General features: G+C 46.7%; 15 protein-coding genes. 13 read left to right on the top strand and 2 right to left on the bottom strand.

The window, feature by feature from the left end:
- The first annotated feature begins 22 nt into the window (after positions 1–22).
- The 4 genes from SDE_RS07220 to SDE_RS07205 all read left to right on the top strand — a co-directional run bounded on the left by SDE_RS07220 (position 23) and on the right by SDE_RS07205 (position 3,088).
- Positions 23–802, top strand: coding sequence for a DUF3108 domain-containing protein (locus SDE_RS07220; protein WP_011467860.1), 780 nt, complete (start codon positions 23–25; stop codon positions 800–802).
- Positions 803–861: 59 nt separating this feature from the next.
- Positions 862–1,746 carry an adenylate/guanylate cyclase domain-containing protein gene (locus SDE_RS07215; RefSeq protein WP_011467859.1) on the top strand — a complete coding sequence of 295 codons (885 nt, stop codon included), beginning with the start codon at positions 862–864 and terminating at the stop codon, positions 1,744–1,746.
- Between the two features lie 457 nt (positions 1,747–2,203).
- On the top strand, positions 2,204–2,533 hold the full coding sequence (locus SDE_RS07210; protein ID WP_143710858.1) for a hypothetical protein: 330 nt from the start codon (positions 2,204–2,206) through the stop codon (positions 2,531–2,533).
- Between the two features lie 81 nt (positions 2,534–2,614).
- Positions 2,615–3,088, top strand: a complete 474-nt coding sequence (locus SDE_RS07205) for an RDD family protein (protein ID WP_011467857.1) — start codon at positions 2,615–2,617, stop codon at positions 3,086–3,088.
- A 55-nt stretch (positions 3,089–3,143) separates the two neighbouring features.
- Here the strand turns inward: SDE_RS07205 and lptG are convergent, their stop codons facing one another.
- Both lptG and lptF read right to left on the bottom strand, forming a co-directional pair.
- Positions 3,144–4,202, bottom strand: coding sequence for an LPS export ABC transporter permease LptG (lptG, locus tag SDE_RS07200; RefSeq protein WP_011467856.1), 1,059 nt, complete (start codon positions 4,200–4,202; stop codon positions 3,144–3,146).
- Positions 4,199–5,332, bottom strand: coding sequence for an LPS export ABC transporter permease LptF (gene lptF, locus SDE_RS07195; RefSeq protein ID WP_226986478.1), 1,134 nt, complete (start codon positions 5,330–5,332; stop codon positions 4,199–4,201). The genes lptG and lptF overlap by 4 nt, the downstream gene beginning before the upstream one ends.
- 475 nt (positions 5,333–5,807) lie before the next feature.
- Between lptF and SDE_RS07190 the strand changes: the two genes are divergently transcribed.
- The 9 genes from SDE_RS07190 to SDE_RS07150 all read left to right on the top strand — a co-directional run bounded on the left by SDE_RS07190 (position 5,808) and on the right by SDE_RS07150 (position 16,944).
- Complete coding sequence (locus SDE_RS07190) at positions 5,808–7,310, top strand: leucyl aminopeptidase (protein ID WP_011467854.1); 1,503 nt, start codon at positions 5,808–5,810, stop codon at positions 7,308–7,310.
- A 1-nt stretch (position 7,311) separates the two neighbouring features.
- The gene (locus SDE_RS07185) at positions 7,312–7,761 is read left to right on the top strand and encodes a DNA polymerase III subunit chi (RefSeq protein WP_011467853.1); all 450 of its coding nucleotides are present in this window, start codon (positions 7,312–7,314) and stop codon (positions 7,759–7,761) included.
- 10 nt (positions 7,762–7,771) lie between these two features.
- Complete coding sequence (locus tag SDE_RS07180; protein WP_011467852.1) at positions 7,772–8,839, top strand: hypothetical protein; 1,068 nt, start codon at positions 7,772–7,774, stop codon at positions 8,837–8,839.
- Positions 8,840–9,030: 191 nt separating this feature from the next.
- Positions 9,031–11,799 carry a valine--tRNA ligase gene (locus SDE_RS07175; protein WP_011467851.1) on the top strand — a complete coding sequence of 923 codons (2,769 nt, stop codon included), beginning with the start codon at positions 9,031–9,033 and terminating at the stop codon, positions 11,797–11,799.
- 245 nt (positions 11,800–12,044) lie between these two features.
- Positions 12,045–12,422 (top strand): DUF2799 domain-containing protein, encoded by a 378-nt coding sequence (locus tag SDE_RS07170; protein ID WP_158303862.1) that lies wholly within the window; start codon positions 12,045–12,047, stop codon positions 12,420–12,422.
- A 513-nt stretch (positions 12,423–12,935) separates the two neighbouring features.
- A complete protein-coding gene (locus SDE_RS07165) occupies positions 12,936–14,033 on the top strand; it encodes a polyamine ABC transporter substrate-binding protein (protein ID WP_011467849.1) in 1,098 nt (365 codons plus the stop codon).
- A 72-nt stretch (positions 14,034–14,105) separates the two neighbouring features.
- Positions 14,106–15,227 carry an ABC transporter ATP-binding protein gene (locus SDE_RS07160; protein ID WP_011467848.1) on the top strand — a complete coding sequence of 374 codons (1,122 nt, stop codon included), beginning with the start codon at positions 14,106–14,108 and terminating at the stop codon, positions 15,225–15,227.
- The gene (locus tag SDE_RS07155) at positions 15,224–16,132 is read left to right on the top strand and encodes an ABC transporter permease subunit (RefSeq protein ID WP_011467847.1); all 909 of its coding nucleotides are present in this window, start codon (positions 15,224–15,226) and stop codon (positions 16,130–16,132) included. The genes SDE_RS07160 and SDE_RS07155 overlap by 4 nt, the downstream gene beginning before the upstream one ends.
- Positions 16,132–16,944 (top strand): ABC transporter permease subunit, encoded by an 813-nt coding sequence (locus tag SDE_RS07150; RefSeq protein ID WP_011467846.1) that lies wholly within the window; start codon positions 16,132–16,134, stop codon positions 16,942–16,944. Before SDE_RS07155 ends, SDE_RS07150 begins: the two co-directional genes overlap by 1 nt.
- Positions 16,945–16,959: the final 15 nt, after the last annotated feature.

Genomic DNA, 16,959 nt, shown 5'->3' with positions numbered 1-16,959 from the left:
CGTAACACCTAAGGATTCACCAATGCTAAAAACTGCGCAACTCCTTATAGCCTGCCTCGCTTTGCTTGCGTGTATGTGCAATGCCGAAACTATCCTATTTACAGCCAAATACAAGGGTAAGCACTCTGGGCTCTCTATCACTAGCACACGAGAACTCACGCAAAAAGATGACGGCAGTTACGAATTTTTTTCAAAAGTTAAAAGCACTTTTGCCTCAATTGAAGAAACAAGCATATTCACCCTTGGCGATGAACCACAGCGCATAATGATTCCGCAGTCGTATCAATACGAACGACGCATTTTAGGCGCAAGCACCAAAGAGTGGATTAATTTCGACTGGGTAAATTTTGTTGCGCACTACGAGCGCAAAGGCAAGCCAGAGAAGAGTCGTGAGCACAAGCTCGTCATTGGTATGCTCGATGTGCCGCTTTATCAACTACAACTACAACGCGACCTAATAGCTGGAAAAACAAGCTTATATTATGCGTTTGTAAAGCCACACAAAATAAAATCTCTCGCCTTCAAAGTGGAAGGAGAAGATACAATTAACGTGGGTAATAAAGCATACAAAGCCATTAAAGTCGCGCGCATTAATACTGAAGACGACAAAGAAACCTTTGTATGGTTAATTCCAGAACTAAATTATCAAATAGGTAAAATCGTTCACGTAGAGGAAGACGGCTCCTCCTATCGCATAGATCTAACCTCCTATCAATCTAGCGAGAAGCTATTCGACAACTTCTACAAAAGACCGCAAAACAATACTGGGCACACAACTATTGAAAGCCCTTTTAATGAATAACCCACACAAATAAGCTAAATGCTATAATCGGCGCTTAGCCACCCGCGCAGCGCTTGATTATGAAAGACCAGGATCGTAACAAAGCCATTATGTTTGCCGATATTGTCGGCAGCTCTGCGCTGTATGTTGAGCTTGGTAACAAGGCGGCTAAAGCCTTTATCGCAGACACACTAAAAACCATGTCTGACATCGTGGAGCGTAACGACGGCAAAGTAATAAAAACAATTGGCGACGAAATAATGGTTGCCTTTAATCTGCCGGATAATGCTTGCGAAGCAGCGATAACAATTGGCCTAGAGCTTAGAAAAATTAATATTTTTGTGCGCACCGGCATTAGCTACGGCAATGTGATTATTGATAATAACGATGCTTTCGGCGACACAGTCAATAATGCCGCGCACCTAGCAAAGCTCGCGCAGGCTCGCCAAATAGTTGTTACGAATGAAGCATTAATCTCACTCTCCCCATGGCTGGCACAACTGTGCGAACCTTTTGACAAAATATTTTTAAAAGGCTCGACAGAGCAAACCACCATACACCGCGTAACGTGGGATAAGTACGAAGGCCAAGTGCTAGATGCTACGCTTGTAGGCTCCCATTTGGACACCAGTCATGGCGGCTTAGGCGCCCAGCTCTCACTCACAATTAACGGCCAAACACATACACTGCACAAAAACGACCCACCTTTAGTGTGCGGACGCGACCCCAACTACGCCAGTATTTGTATCGCAAACGAAAAGACCTCTCGGCGCCACTGCTCTTTCTACTATCACAGGGGCAAATTCGTTGTGGAAGATCACAGCACAAACGGCAGCTACATTCACACATCAGATAGCACACAGCTATACATCCGCCGCGAAGCTACACCGCTAACCAATGAAGGGATAATTAGTTTAGGGCAGGTAAAAAGCCCTCCAAACCAGCAGATTCACTTCAAAATATAACTTTACGCGCCAAAAACCATACTAAAGAACTATATTATTTTGATCTAGCTTCCCCGCTCTGCCATTCAAACGGATATAACAGCAGGTTCTAACAAGCGCTTAGTTAGTAGTCACTTTCAGTATGAGCCACTACCGGCCTAGGTCAAAGAAAGGTAAGTAAAAAGTGAGAAATACTGCATCTTAAATTGCCCAACTCCATGACTAAACGTTCTAAACCAAACGCTTCCATATAACGACGGCCTAGGTAGTATTGACCATACTTGATGTACGGGAGGTGGTTAATATGTGTAATACCGCTACAAATATTCGACAATATATAAATTGCTTATCAAGCATCTGGCTGAAGCTTGTGTGCGCTTTTAGCTGCTTATCAATATTGTTTCCGTGCTTATCAAATGCCAACCCGCTTGGCGACACCTTTAGCTGGAACGCGGGGGAATACCAAAAGGATATTCGCATGGATATTCTACCTACCAGCATGATGGATGACGAAACCCTGTTTTATGCCGCAGAACAAGTGCGCAGCGGTAAAATGTGCACTGCCCAACGCTTAATAAACAACCGCTGGTTGATTGAAAGCGAACAAAACACCTATTCGGGTGATGAAGCACTAAATAAAGTTTTAAAGATGACCCTATTAAAACTCTGGCACCTCAAAACTAGAAGCGGTATCACCCCATCAAATCTTGATAATGAAGAGCCTCTCTCGCTTACAACGTTCGATAACTACCACCTACGCATGTCGGGTGGCGGCGTTAAGCTAAGCCTTAAGCTTCGTTTTAACTAAGAACAGCTTTTATTAAAACCATTAATTAAAACGCAGCTTTGCTATAGAATGGGCGCGACTTAAATCGCGAGCGCCTATGTCATGAGCACCGAGCCAACCCTACAATCCTACCCTACAGCCCCACTATGGCGACGCTTTGTTGCCCTTATATACGATGCTTTTATACTTTTAGCCATTAGCATGATATACGGCGCAATCACCTTAGGCGTATATGTTGTGGCTACAGGCATTACATCTAATGACGACTACCAACCCACCGTGGGCGGCCCACTTTTTCAATTAGGTTGGTTTTGCAGCTTGGCGCTTTTTTATAGCTATTTCTGGCACAAAGGCGGCCAGACGGCGGGAATGAAAGCGTGGAAGATTCGTGTAGTAGCGCAACAAGAAAACGCCCCACTCACCTTTAAGGCATGTATTATTCGCAGCTTGGTTGGGCCATTCGCGTTTTTTATTGCAGGCCTTGGCTATATATGGAAATGGTTCGACAAAGACGGACATTGCCTACACGACAAGTTGAGCGGCACCAAAGTTGTGGTTGTACCCAAAGAGCTATAGATAACAATAACTAATCACTAGCTACTAACTACTAGTGATTAGCGATTAACAATAGCTAAGCCCTTCGAATAAGAAACACACCAAGCACTAAGCACACCACTATAGGAATAAGTACCGCAAACATGGGGGAAAACCCCATAATAATGGATGCAGGGCCAAGCATCTTTTGGCTAGTTTGAAACACTAAACCCACGATGACGCCAATAAACACCCTAAACCCCATGGTTGTTTGACGCAGCGGCCCTAAAATAAACGAGATTGCTATCATCACCAAGCTGGCAACCGCCAAAGGCTGGAATGCTTTATGCCAAAATGCCAGCTTGTACTCACTAGAATCCAACCCCTGTTTATCTAAGTAGGTTGAGTAATCGTATAATCGCTTCATTGGCAGTTCGTCGGCGTCTAACACCAACACATTAAGCAAATCTGGCGAAACCTCGGTGCGCCACTCGCGCGTAGCAAAGCCAAACTTTTCTATGCGCCCATCTTCGAAACTAGTGACTTCTCCATCTTGCTCAAACCAGAACTCACCTTGGTAAATAGCAGAATCGACGAAGCTCGCCTCAAGTAGCTGCCCCTTCTCGTCAAATATATAACGGGTAATGCCGTACAACTTACCGTTGGGCAATACCGCGTTAAAGTGCATATACTCGTTGCCTTCGCGGTTCCACACACCGCGCTCTGCCTGCAGTGCACGATCATGCCCTTTTGCCAAGGCTCGACGGCTATCAGCATATTGATCGGAATAAGGTGCTACGTACTCCCCAACCAAAACGCCTACACCAATAAACACGCACACAGGCCGCATAACAGCCCAAACCAACTGCAGAACAGACACCCCCGCTGCACGCATTACCACAAGCTCGCTAGAACTTGCCAACACCCCCAAACCAATCAAACACCCTACCAGCGCAGAAAGCGGTAAATAATCATAGGCACTTGAAGGTATATAAAGCAGCACAAAAATAATGGCTTCGCTAAACGTGTAATCGCCACTTAAATTACTTAACTGATCAACCAAGTCTGAAATGGCATCTAACGAGAGAATAACCAATAACACCGTCGCCACGGCGGCGGCAATTGTATGGCCTATATAGCGTTTTAATTTAGTCACGCAGCCTCTCCTTTACTAAATACAGACCGAAATAGGCCGGCAAACATCGATTTTCCACCAATTAACAACAGCGCCAAACAAAAGAACGCACCATGCACAACCCACAGCAACCCTATAAACGGTGCGCTGCCATCTTCAATAGCACCACGAGCTCCGTTCACGCAAACCAAATAAAAGATATACAACAAAATAGCCGGGAGCATTTTCGCGTAGCGCCCTTGTCTTGGCTGGGTACGACTTAGCGGCACAGCTAATAACCCCACCACCATCACCAATACAGGTAAAGATAAGCGCCACTGCAATGCCGCGCGCGCTGCAAGTGTATCTCGCTCGAATAATTGAGCAGTGGACAAACCGTCTGTTTCTTTTTTCGGCTTTACGGCTTCGTAATCTGGCTCGGGGAGAATCTGAGAGAACGTTTTGAATTCCACAACCTTGTAATTCACTTCACCCGGGCGGCCAACATAACGTCGCCCATTTTTTAGCAGCAGATATTTCACACCGGTTTCAGCATCCACCACCGTTTCACCAGACTCTGCGGTTAGCACGGTTAGGTCGTCATCTACGCTGTCGGGCGCTAGCTTAGCCATAAACACTTTTTGCAGCTTTTGCTTATCGTCAGAAATAGATTCTGCATAGCTAATACCGCTGCCACCATCTAATTCGTGGAAACGAGCGGGTTTTAAAGTTTCGAAATCGGTGCGGTTGCGCTGCTCGGCCAACAGTTTTTCAGATGCTCTTACACCCTCTGGCCCCAAATACAGGCTAAACACCCCCACCACACACGCGACGACGAAAGTGGAGACCATAGTAAAGCCAATCAACTTACCCTGACTTAAACCACACGCGTGCAATACGGTCATTTCACTTTCTAAGTAAAGGCGGCCATAGGCCATAAGAATGCCCAAGAACAAACCCAAGGGTAAAATAAGCTCTAAATAGGCAGGCAACCGATAAGTCATTAGCGTGAGCAACACACCGCCGTCTAATTCCCCAGCAGCGGCTTCGGCCAAATAGGTTACAAAACGTGCACTTATAATTATCAGTAGCAAAATAAGGCTAACGGCGAGCATGCTCATTAACACTTCCCTTGCGAGGTACCTAAATATAATCAAGCGAAGGTTCTCCACCAGCTCAAGGTTTTACTATTATTGTTAATGCGTAGCCATTAACTTAAATTGCACTTCGAAAGGGCGTTATTTTAGCACTCACAACACGGCTCCGGCTAATGCCCGCACTATAAAACCGCCAAAAAGGCTGCAATTAAATTAATAATGGCAACTATTTACTCAAGCAGCCCATTCAATACGTGAGCACACTTGTGTTTCTAAGGTAAACTAGTTAAATCGAACGGCCGAAAATAAATAAACACGCTGGTATTGTTTCGCCTGTTCTAACCAATATTAACGAATATAAAAAATCGCGCGATACACAAACAACAACGCTTAGCTCGCTAACTTGCTCACATAGCTAGCACTACGACGAAAAGCGAACGTGACAGCAATAACGTACCGCAACGAATATGTGAATAAGCAAATAACGAATAAATAGCTAAGCTGTATTGCCATCAATCAACCACCCACTAGAGTAGAGAGCGAATTGTTTATGGAGTTCATTGCTAAAAAAGCCGATATTGCCACCCTAAGTACCCAATGCGTGGTGGTGTTTTGCAAAGACGGTAAATTGATGGCCAGCGCTAGCCACTTAGACACAGAACAACATGGCTTATTAACCCATCAATTAAGCATTAAAGCCATTTCGCCAACGGCTGGCTCTCACTTGTGGTTAACTTTAGCCCCAACTAAAAGCGCCAAGCACAGCAAAGCACTGCTTGTTCAACTTGGCGAAAGCAAGAAAAAAAGCGCAGATATCACCATTGAAGACATTCGCAAAATCAGCCAAAAGCTTGCCAGCACACTAAACAGCGCCAAACTAAAAGACGCGGCCGTTTTTTTTGACTCGGCCCTACCTGCATCTGGCGATTGCACCTTAGAAAAACTGGCGCATACCCTCGCGCTCGAAATTGAACGCGCAAGCTACCGTTTCTCGCTTAAAGCCGGTACTAAAAACACACCAGCCACACTTAAAAAAGTGGTTTTCGTTGCCACCAATAGCGCAGAAACCAAAACTCTGCGCAACGGCGCCAACACAGGCTCGGCAATGGGCAAAGGCATTAACGCTGCGCGTGAACTTGGCAACTTACCGGGCAATATATGCACACCCAACTACTTAGCAGAACAAGCAAAGCAACTTGCTGCAGGCTGTAAAAAACTTACAAGCAAAGCCCTAGGTGAAAAACAAATGGAGCGCCTTGGCATGGGCGCTTTCCTATCTGTTTCCAAAGGCAGCGACCAAGAAGGCAAACTGATTTTACTTGAGTACAAAGGTGCTGCCGCCAATAAAGCCCCTCATGTGCTGGTGGGTAAAGGGGTAACGTTTGATACGGGTGGCATTAGCCTTAAGCCCGGCGCCAACATGGATGAAATGAAATTTGATATGTGCGGCGCAGCCAGCGTACTAGGTACATTTAAAGCGCTAGTTGAGCTCGATGCCAAAGTTAACGTAGTAGGCATCATCGCGGCAGCCGAGAACATGCCTAGCGGCGGCGCCTCTAAACCTGGTGATGTAGTGACATCCATGTCTGGCCAAACAATCGAAATACTTAACACCGATGCCGAAGGCCGCTTGGTGCTGTGCGACGCACTTACTTACGCAGAACGCTACAAACCTAAATCCGTCGTAGATATCGCAACCCTAACAGGTGCATGCGTTGTAGCCTTAGGTAATCACGCAGCAGGCTTGTATTCCAACACTCAATCGGTAGCTGACGCACTGCTTAAAGCGGGCGAAGAAACTCACGATCGTGCATGGCAAATGCCGTTGTGGGACGATTATCAACGCCAACTCGACAGCAACTTCGCAGACATGGGCAATATTGGTGGCATGCCAGGTGGCAGTATTACGGCTGCGTGTTTCTTATCGCGCTACACCAAAAAATACCCTTGGGCACACTTGGATATTGCCGGCGTAGCCTGGCACAGCGGCGCTAAAAAGGGCGCTACTGGCCGCCCAGTAAGCTTGCTTGTTAACTATTTGCTAAATAACTAACATGACCCGCATAGATTTTTACGTACTATCGGCCAGCGACGATAAAAGTCGCTGGCAATTTGCGTGTCGCTTAGCCGAAAAAGCCGTATCGCGTGGCAACAAGGTGTTAATTGCAACGCAAGATGAAGCAGCGAGCCGCGCAGTGGACGAACTTCTCTGGACCCAGCGCCCAGAATCGTTTGTGCCGCATCATATTGTTGGGCAGAACACAGATGGGCAATCCTCATACGCGCCAACCGCTAAGCCTCCTGTTGTGATCACCCACGATTTAGACGATATTGACCATCACGATGTTTTAGTGAATATTCGCACTACGCGCCCAGAGCAATTTAGTCGTTTCGACAGGCTCGCGGAAATTGTAATTCAACAACCAGAAGTATTAGAAAACACACGGCAAAGCTACGCGTTTTACAAGCAACGTGGCTACCCAGTACAAACCCATAAGCTATAGCACTTACGTTATGTCTGACAAACCGAAGCCTACTAAGCAAGAGCTACTTAATGAACTGGAATCGATTAGAGCCTCTCTAAGCGAATCTGGTGAACCAATAGATTTGGAAGACATACCGGTGCTTGTCGATACCATTGCGCACAACCAACCGGAATTTGAAGACGACACTGACGAAGCGATGCTGCGCGCTGCGTACAAAGCCACACTCGATGATGCGCAGGATTACCTAAAAAACCAAACGCCAAATAAAACACCCCGCATACCAGCGAGCGACGCAACCGCCCCCTCTGATTTAAACTCAGAAGATTACGAGTTTGAGCTTAAACTAGAAGGCATTATTGAAGAGCAAATTAACCAAGAAAACGAAGCTACCGCACAAGCAGAGCAGCACGAGCCTACAACTCCTGAGGCTGAAGCTGCACCAGAAACTCAATTAGAAGTAAAAGCTAACACTTCGCAAACGCGCATTGAGGTACAGCAACGCGCGCTCGAAACACCCGCACAAGAATCAGAATTGGAAGACGAGCTAGATATCGAATCGCTCGTGGAGGCACATTTGTTAGACGACACCCCAACTAAGCCCCTGCCGGGCCAACAATCTCTATTTGACGAAGCCGCTCACCCTGACAGCGACGTAGCTGCTAGCGGCGACAACACAGCGAAGAGTAAACAAGAAGACACAACCAAGCCGGTAGAACATGACCCCAAACAAGCAGAAAAAAGCCAAAAAGTATTCGATGAAAGCGATGTGTACATTCGCCCAAAGGCCAGCGGCGAAAACCCCTTTTTGCCCGCCCATATTCGCGAGCGATTAACTAGCAGCCGCAATCAGCTAATGGAAGACTTGGCCCAAGTGGATAGCACTCTCAAAAAACCACCTTCCTCACACGGCAAGCCCGCCCAACCAAGTGCTTTTACCCGGGTCACACCTGCCGAGCCCCCAAAAAAAGAAGCGGAAGATAGCGAAGCGATTCAACAAGAAATCATTGATCAACTCGTCGCGAAATTCCTGCCCGAGATAGAAGCCGAGCTGCGAGTACACCTAGAAAAACGCTTAATCAAGCGCGAAGAAAACTAAACAACGCGCAGCTTAACCCCCAGCGGTTTCAATCAAATCTGTATTACACGTGTTGCGCGGTGATTTTTTAATCGATATTTGAGAAATCACCACTTATTCACCGTCCCCATGCGCTGCAATCGAGTGGCGCGCAAGGTATAATCGGCGACTTTCTTTTTAAAAACCTATTGCTAAGCGACGTAACTGCAACCATGGATAAAACCTATCAACCCTCTGCCATAGAAACCGCCCTTTACCAAAACTGGGAAGAAAAAGGCTACTTTGCCCCCAGCGGAAAAGGTGACCCATACAGCATTATGATTCCGCCACCCAATGTGACGGGTAGCCTGCATATGGGCCACGGCTTCCAAGAAAGCATTATGGATGCGCTAATTCGCTACCACCGCATGAAGGGCAACAACACCCTTTGGCAGGTTGGTACCGACCACGCAGGTATCGCCACCCAAATGGTTGTTGAGCGTCTACTCGATGCAGAAGGTAAATCTCGCCACGATTTAGGCCGAGAAAAATTCATCGAGAAAGTATGGGAGTGGAAGGAAGAAAGCGGCGGCAATATTACACGCCAACTACGTCGCCTAGGTGCATCTCCAGACTGGAGCCGCGAGCGCTTCACTATGGACGATGGCTTTTATAACGCGGTGCAAGAGGTTTTTGTTCGCCTCTATGAAGACGAGCTAATCTACCGCGGTAAACGCCTCGTAAACTGGGACCCAAAACTCCACACAGCTATTTCTGACCTAGAAGTGATTAGCGAAGAAGAAAAAGGCTTTATGTGGCACTTCCGCTACCCGCTAAGCGATGGCTCAGGCGAGTTAGTTGTGGCCACCACTCGCCCAGAAACCATGTTGGGCGATACCGCAGTTGCCGTAAACCCAGAAGACGAGCGCTACAAGCACCTAATTGGCAAAACCATTAAGCTGCCGCTTACTGATCGCGAAATTCCTATTATTGCGGATGATTATGTCGACCAAGAATTTGGCACCGGCTGTGTAAAAATCACTCCAGCTCACGACTTTAACGATTACGAAATGGGCCTGCGCCACAACCTACCCATGATCAACTTGTTTGATGACGACGCGCAACTAAACAACAATGCCCCGGAAAAATATCGCGGCATGGATCGCTTCGACGCACGCAAACAAATCGTCGCCGACCTAGATGCGTTGGGCTTGCTAGAAAAAATTGTAGATCACACCCTAAAAGTACCTCGTGGAGACCGCAGCGGCGTAGTAATCGAGCCCTACTTGACTAACCAGTGGTACGTAAAAACCCAGCCTTTAGCAGACGAAGCCATTAAGGCCGTTGAAGAAGGCGATATCAACTTTGTACCTAAACAATACGAGAACATGTACTTCTCTTGGATGCGCGACATTCAGGACTGGTGCATTTCACGCCAACTTTGGTGGGGCCACCGCATACCAGCTTGGTACGACGCCGATGGCAAAGTGTATGTGGGCCGCAGTGAAGATGACGTACGTAAAAAACACAACATCGCAGCCGACGTAGAATTAAAACAAGATGAAGACGTGCTCGATACATGGTTCTCATCAGGCCTGTGGACATTCGGCACCTTAGGCTGGCCAGAAGACACCGATTTTCTCAAAACCTTCCACCCATCCTCTGTGTTGGTTACAGGTTTCGATATTATCTTCTTCTGGGTTGCCCGCATGATTATGCTCACCCTTTACTTCAAAAAAGAAGTGCCCTTTAAAACGGTGTACGTGCACGGGCTAGTGCGCGATAGCCAAGGGCAAAAGATGAGTAAATCTAAAGGTAACGTACTCGACCCCATCGACCTTATCGACGGCATTGAGCTAGAAACATTAGTGGCCAAGCGCACCGCTGGCATGATGGTGCCTAAGCTCCGAGAAAAAATCGAAAAACAAACCCGTAAAGAATTCCCTGACGGTATTGCAGGCTACGGTACCGACGCATTGCGTTACACCTACTACTCGCTTGCATCCACTGGGCGCGATATTAATTTTGACGTGGGCCGTATTGAAGGCTTCCGCAACTTCTGCAACAAACTGTGGAATGCCAGCAACTACGTACTAATGAATACCGAAGGGCAAGATTGCGGCCAAGATGGCAGCGACGATTACACCCTTTCACTAGCAGACCGCTGGATTGTATCGCGCTTACAAGAAGCCGAAAAGGCTGTGCGCGAAGGCATGGAAACCTACCGTTTAGACTTGGCCAGCCAAGCCCTATACGATTTTATTTGGAAAGATTACTGCGACTGGTACTTAGAGCTTACCAAGCCTGTATTATGGGATGACAATGCCAGCACCCAACTTAAAAAAGGCACACGCCGCACACTTATTCGCGTACTGGAAACCACTCTGCGCCTAGCGCACCCACTCATGCCATTTATTACCGAAGAAATTTGGCAGCGCGTTAAACCGCTTGCGGGTGTGGAAGGCGAAACAATTATGCTGGCGCAGTACCCAACCCCAGATGATGCCAAAATTGATAATCAAGCCGTAGCCGATATTGAGTGGCTAAAAGGCGTGATTTTAGGCGTGCGAACTATTCGCGGCGAAATGAATATCTCCCCAGCCAAACAGCTGGAAGTATTTATTACCAACGCGGATGCAAACGATCAGCGATGCTTAACCGAAAACAACCAGTTCTTAACCAAGCTCGCGTCACTCGAATCCGCCGTGTACGTGGCAGACGCAAGCACCCTACCGCCAACAGCCACCTCGTTGGTTGGCAGCCTAGAGGTGCACGTACCCATGGCAGGCAATATCGATAAAGATGCAGAGCTAGCACGCTTGGATAAAGAAATTCAAAAAATTGAAAAAGACATTACTCTGCTAAACGGCAAGCTCAGCAACCCCAAGTTTGTAGATAAAGCACCAGCAGACGTTGTTGCCAAAGAAAAAGATCGTCTAGAAGCAGCCAAAACCTCTATTGCCAAGCTCGAAGAGCAAAAGCAAAAGATCGCTTCGTTTTAAAGACACTGGTGGTGCGGGCTTACACCCGCGCCACTGACGCGCCCTTCTTTACCTGCACCGCATACCCAGCAATAATAAACTAGTGTTTTCACCCTACCTTAACGTCCCATTAGCGATGATACTAGGCTTTAATCACTGTAAAAATAATACCAACCTCCCAAACAGGACATGAAGGAGCATGTAAGATGATTAAGAAGCCACTTTTAATAAGTTTCGTGTTAATTACAACTGGATGCGGAGCCTCTATGCAAGCCAAAGACTGTGCCACAACAGATTGGAACCAGAAAGGCTACGAGGACGCAATGCAAGGTAAAACCAACGAGACTTTTGAAGAGTATAAAAATATCTGCAGCGCAAACCCGCCGAATGCAGCCGAATATGTAACAGGCTACAAGCGAGCAACAACCGAGTACTGTACAGAAAGTAACGGATACGATCGAGGTATTAAAGGAGGTAAATACCACTTAAGCTGCGCGCAAGACAGTGAGTATTACCACGCCTACGTCAAAGCTTTGAAAAAACATTCTGAAGAACGAGAACGAAAACAGCTAGAGCGCCTCACAAGGCACGGCGGGGATGTGACAGATTCTCGCGCAGCTCCTGGTGGTAGCCCAGGCATGTAGGTTTTAGCTGTATTAGTAAGCTTACACTAACCACGAAACATCGGTACCTTCATGATTCACCTGTGGAGGTACCAACCCCGCCTCACCATTAAAAGGGTAAGCATTTCACCAAACTGTCGCTCCCGCATAACAAATTTGCCTTTAACTCATTCCGCTTTGCAACATCGCCTGAACCATTAACGCATCGTACTATACATATTTTTGGCAGAAATCTACGCACTCCCCATTGAGAAAGCGTTCGCCAACAAGTAATTAGAGCAAGACTCGTTTCCAACCACCCTCCCCAAAAAACATACACATCTAATCATGTTTTCCTCAAGTTCAAAGCAATATTAAGGCACGCATACAACAGATAAAAATCGCCTAGAAAATAAAGAATATTTTTTCACGTTGTTCTGTTATTTTTTTATTTTTTACGTCATATTTACGCGCCTTCCAACGTATATACAGCAAGAAGGTAGACCCACTGCGCAATGAGCGGTGGCTGTATTACTTTACTCATTGGAGTTATTTATGGTTAAGCGTTTATATTCGTTTGCAGTACTGTTGGGAGCCTTAAGCTATGGCAGCATTGCCACGGCTGATTCAGAATTACATGTGTACAACTGGTCCGACTATATAGGCGAAGCCACTGTTGCCGATTTCGAAAAAGAAACCGGCATAAAAGTGGTTTACGACGTGTACGACAGCAATGAAATTTTGGAAGCCAAGCTACTTGCCGGCCGCAGTGGCTACGATGTGGTTTTCCCAACTGCACGCCCGTTTGCCGATCGTCAATTAAAGGCGGGGATATTGCAGCCATTGCAAAAAGATTTACTATCTAACTACGGCAATATCGACCCCGTTATTTTGGCATCCCTTGCCGATTTAGACCCACAAAACAACCACATGGTGCCTTACATGTGGGGCACTACAGGCATTGGCTACAACGTAGATAAGATTAAAAGCCTATTAGGTAAAGACGTACCAGTAAATACTTGGGCACTAATCTTCAACCCAGAAATAGCTGGCAAGTTGGCGTCGTGCGGTATTTCGCTTATGGATGACGCAACCGAAGTGTTCGCAGCAGCCAAAATTTACCTAGGCATAGATGCGAGCGACTTCAGCAAAGCCACACAAGAAGCCGTTGCCGCGCTAGTTGCCAAAACGCGCAAAAATATACGCTACTTCCACAGCTCGCAATACATTAACGACTTAGCCAATGGCGATCTTTGTGTAGCCCACGGTTACTCTGGTGACGTACTGCAAGCACGCGCCCGCGCGGAAGAAGCAGAGAAAGGCGTTAACGTTGCCTATACCGTACCTCAAGAAGGTGCTGTTGTTTGGTCGGATGTAATGGTTATACCTAAAGATGCGCCCAACCCTAAAGCCGCTCACGCATTTATTAACTATTTAATGCAGCCAGAAGTGATTGCCTCGGCTTCTAACGCAGTGGCATATGCAAACGCGAACGCTAAAGCCACACCATTTGTGGACGAAGCCATACGCAACGACCCTGGCGTATACCCAGCAGAAGCTACGCGCCAACGCTTAGTGGTGTTAATTGCTCCTAGCAACAACGAAACCCGAGCAATTACACGCTTGTGGACCCGCATAAAAACCGGTAAGTAAAAATATAACCGGCAACAGCTAACACTCCTTGCCAGGCCTCCCTGTGAGGCTGGCAACTTTTACGTGGAAGAGATGACTAAGAACCCGACAGCAATAGAAGACGCTGGCGATGAGCCTATCGTACAGCTACAAAACCTCACCAAAACATTTGGCGCTAATTACGCAGTAGATGATATTAGCCTCACCATTTACAAGGGCGAATTTTTCTCGTTGCTTGGCGCATCCGGTTGCGGTAAATCGACCCTACTGCGCATGCTCGCGGGTTTTGAACAACCCACAAGTGGACAAATTTTTATCGACGGCCAAGAAATATCTAAAGTTCCGGCTTATAAACGCCCTATTAATATGATGTTTCAAAACTACGCACTGTTTCCACATATGAACGTAGCGGACAACATTGGCTTTGGGCTAAAGCAAGAAGGCATGCCGCAAAATTTGCGCAATGAACGCATCGCCGAAATGATGAGCCTTGTGCAAATAGAAAAATTTGCAAAGCGTAAACCACACCAACTTAGTGGCGGGCAACGCCAGCGGGTTGCACTTGCGCGCGCACTGGCAAAACACCCTAAAATTTTATTGTTAGATGAACCATTGGGCGCACTAGACAAAAAATTGCGCGAAAAAACGCAATTTGAATTAATGAACATTCAAAACCGGTTGGGCACAACATTTATCGTGGTAACCCACGATCAAGAAGAAGCGATGACTATGTCTTCGCGTATAGCGCTTATGCGCGAAGGTCGCATTGAACAAGTTGACGCCCCCCGCCGCATGTACGAGTTCCCCACTACGCGTTATGCAGCTGACTTTATTGGGCTAATTAATTTATTTGAGGGCAAGGTCGTTACCCAAACAGGCGACGAAGTAACTATTAGCTCAGAAACCACCGGCGGCGATATAGTGGTGCACCATAGCCAACCACTACTACCGGGCATGGATGTGTGCATTGCTTTGCGCCCAGAAAAACTGGTACTGCACGCGCAACACGAAAATATTCCCAACCGCATTGAAGGTGTTATTCGCGAAATTGCATACCTAGGCGATGTATCTATTTACCATGTAGAGCTTGCCTCTGGGTATATCGCGCGTTTTACCCAATCGAATATTTTAGCACTAGCCGAGCAACCGTTAACATGGGGGCAAACGGTAAGTTTGGGCTGGCACAACCACAGCTGCGGAGTACTCACCCAGTGATACACGCTTTTACATCTAAATGGGTTAAACCTAAACACGCCATTATCGCAGCGCCTTGGCTCTGGCTTTCTGTGTTTTTTGTTTTGCCTTTTGTTTTTGTATTAAAAATAAGTTTTTCTGAGGCCCTACTTGCGCAGCCCCCCTACGACACAATTATTCGCGATATAGACGAAGGCCTAATAACTTTAAAAATTAATTTAGGCACTTACCTATTATTATTTGAAGACAGTCTCTACTTAGAAGCACTACTGGGTTCGCTTAAAGTAGCAACCATTTCTACATTGCTGTGTTTATTGATCGGTTACCCCATGGCGTACGGTATTGCTAGCGCACCCAAAGCTTGGCGCTTACCGTTATTGATGCTGATTATTTTACCGTTTTGGACATCGTTTTTAATTCGAATCTACGCATGGATAGGCCTACTAAAGGCAAATGGTTTAATTAATACGCTACTGCTTAAAATTGGAATAATCGACCAACCCTTAACTATTTTATATACCAACACCGCGGTTTACATTGGGATTGTTTACAACTACTTACCATTTTTAATTCTGCCCCTGTACGCCACCCTAGTGCGGTTAGATCGTACACTGCTAGAGGCTGCAGCAGACTTGGGCTGTAGACCTTGGCGACAATTTACCAGCATCACATTACCGCAATCTATGCCTGGGGTACTGGCGGGCTGCATGCTGGTGTTTATTCCGGTGATGGGCGAATTTGTCATTCCTGATTTGCTCGGTGGGCCAGATACACTCATGCTGGGCAAGCTTATGTGGATGGAGTTTTTTAACAATAAAGATTGGCCGCTGGCCTCCGCACTGGCGGTGATATTACTTATTGTATTAGTGGTGCCGTTTATGCTGATGCGTCACTTCGAAGCCAAAGCGGCAGAGGAGCTAGCATAATGCGTCGCATGCCCGTCTTACTTATTATTTTAATTTTGGGCTACGTTTTTTTGTACGGTCCAATTTTAAGCTTAATTGTGTACTCGTTTAACGCCAGTAAACTAGTTACCGTGTGGAGTGGCTTTAGCACTAAATGGTATGCAGCGCTTTTGCAAAATGATGCGTTGTTGGAAGCTGCAGGTCTAAGCGTAAAAATTGCAGCAGTGGTAGCAAGCTTATCGGTGTTGCTAGGTACCCTTGCCGCTATTGTATTAGTGCGCTACAAAAAATCGCGCGGCACCCGCAACTTAGCCATGCTTGTAACCGCGCCAATGGTTATGCCCGAAGTGATTATTGGGTTGTCGCTGCTGCTACTATTTATCGCTATGGAAGATTTAATAGGCTGGCCTAAAGGACGCGGCCAGCTCACGATTATTTTGGCGCACACCACATTTGCCATGGCTTACGTTACGTTAATTGTACAAAGTCGCTTGGCCCATATGGACCCATCGCTAGAAGAAGTAGCAGAGGATTTAGGCGCACGACCAGCAACCGTGTTTTTCGCCATTACGCTGCCACTTATTGCACCGGCACTATTGGCCGGTTGGCTATTAGCTTTTACGCTCTCGCTCGACGATTTGGTAGTGGCAAATTTTGTTTCAGGCCCGGGTGCCACCACGCTACCTATGGTGGTGTATTCCAGCGTGCGTCTTGGCGTTAGCCCCGAAATTAACGCACTTGCCACGTTAATAGTCGTGTTTGTAAGTGTTGCAGTTTGTGTATCGGGGTTTGTATTACACAGGCAGGAAAAACGACGAGAAGCAGAGCAGTAGTATATACACATTAGT

Source organism: Saccharophagus degradans 2-40, from assembly GCF_000013665.1.
GTDB lineage: Bacteria > Pseudomonadota > Gammaproteobacteria > Pseudomonadales > Cellvibrionaceae > Saccharophagus > Saccharophagus degradans.
The sequence above is the reverse complement of the archived record's forward strand: the minus strand, read 5'-3'. Positions and strand labels throughout refer to the sequence as shown.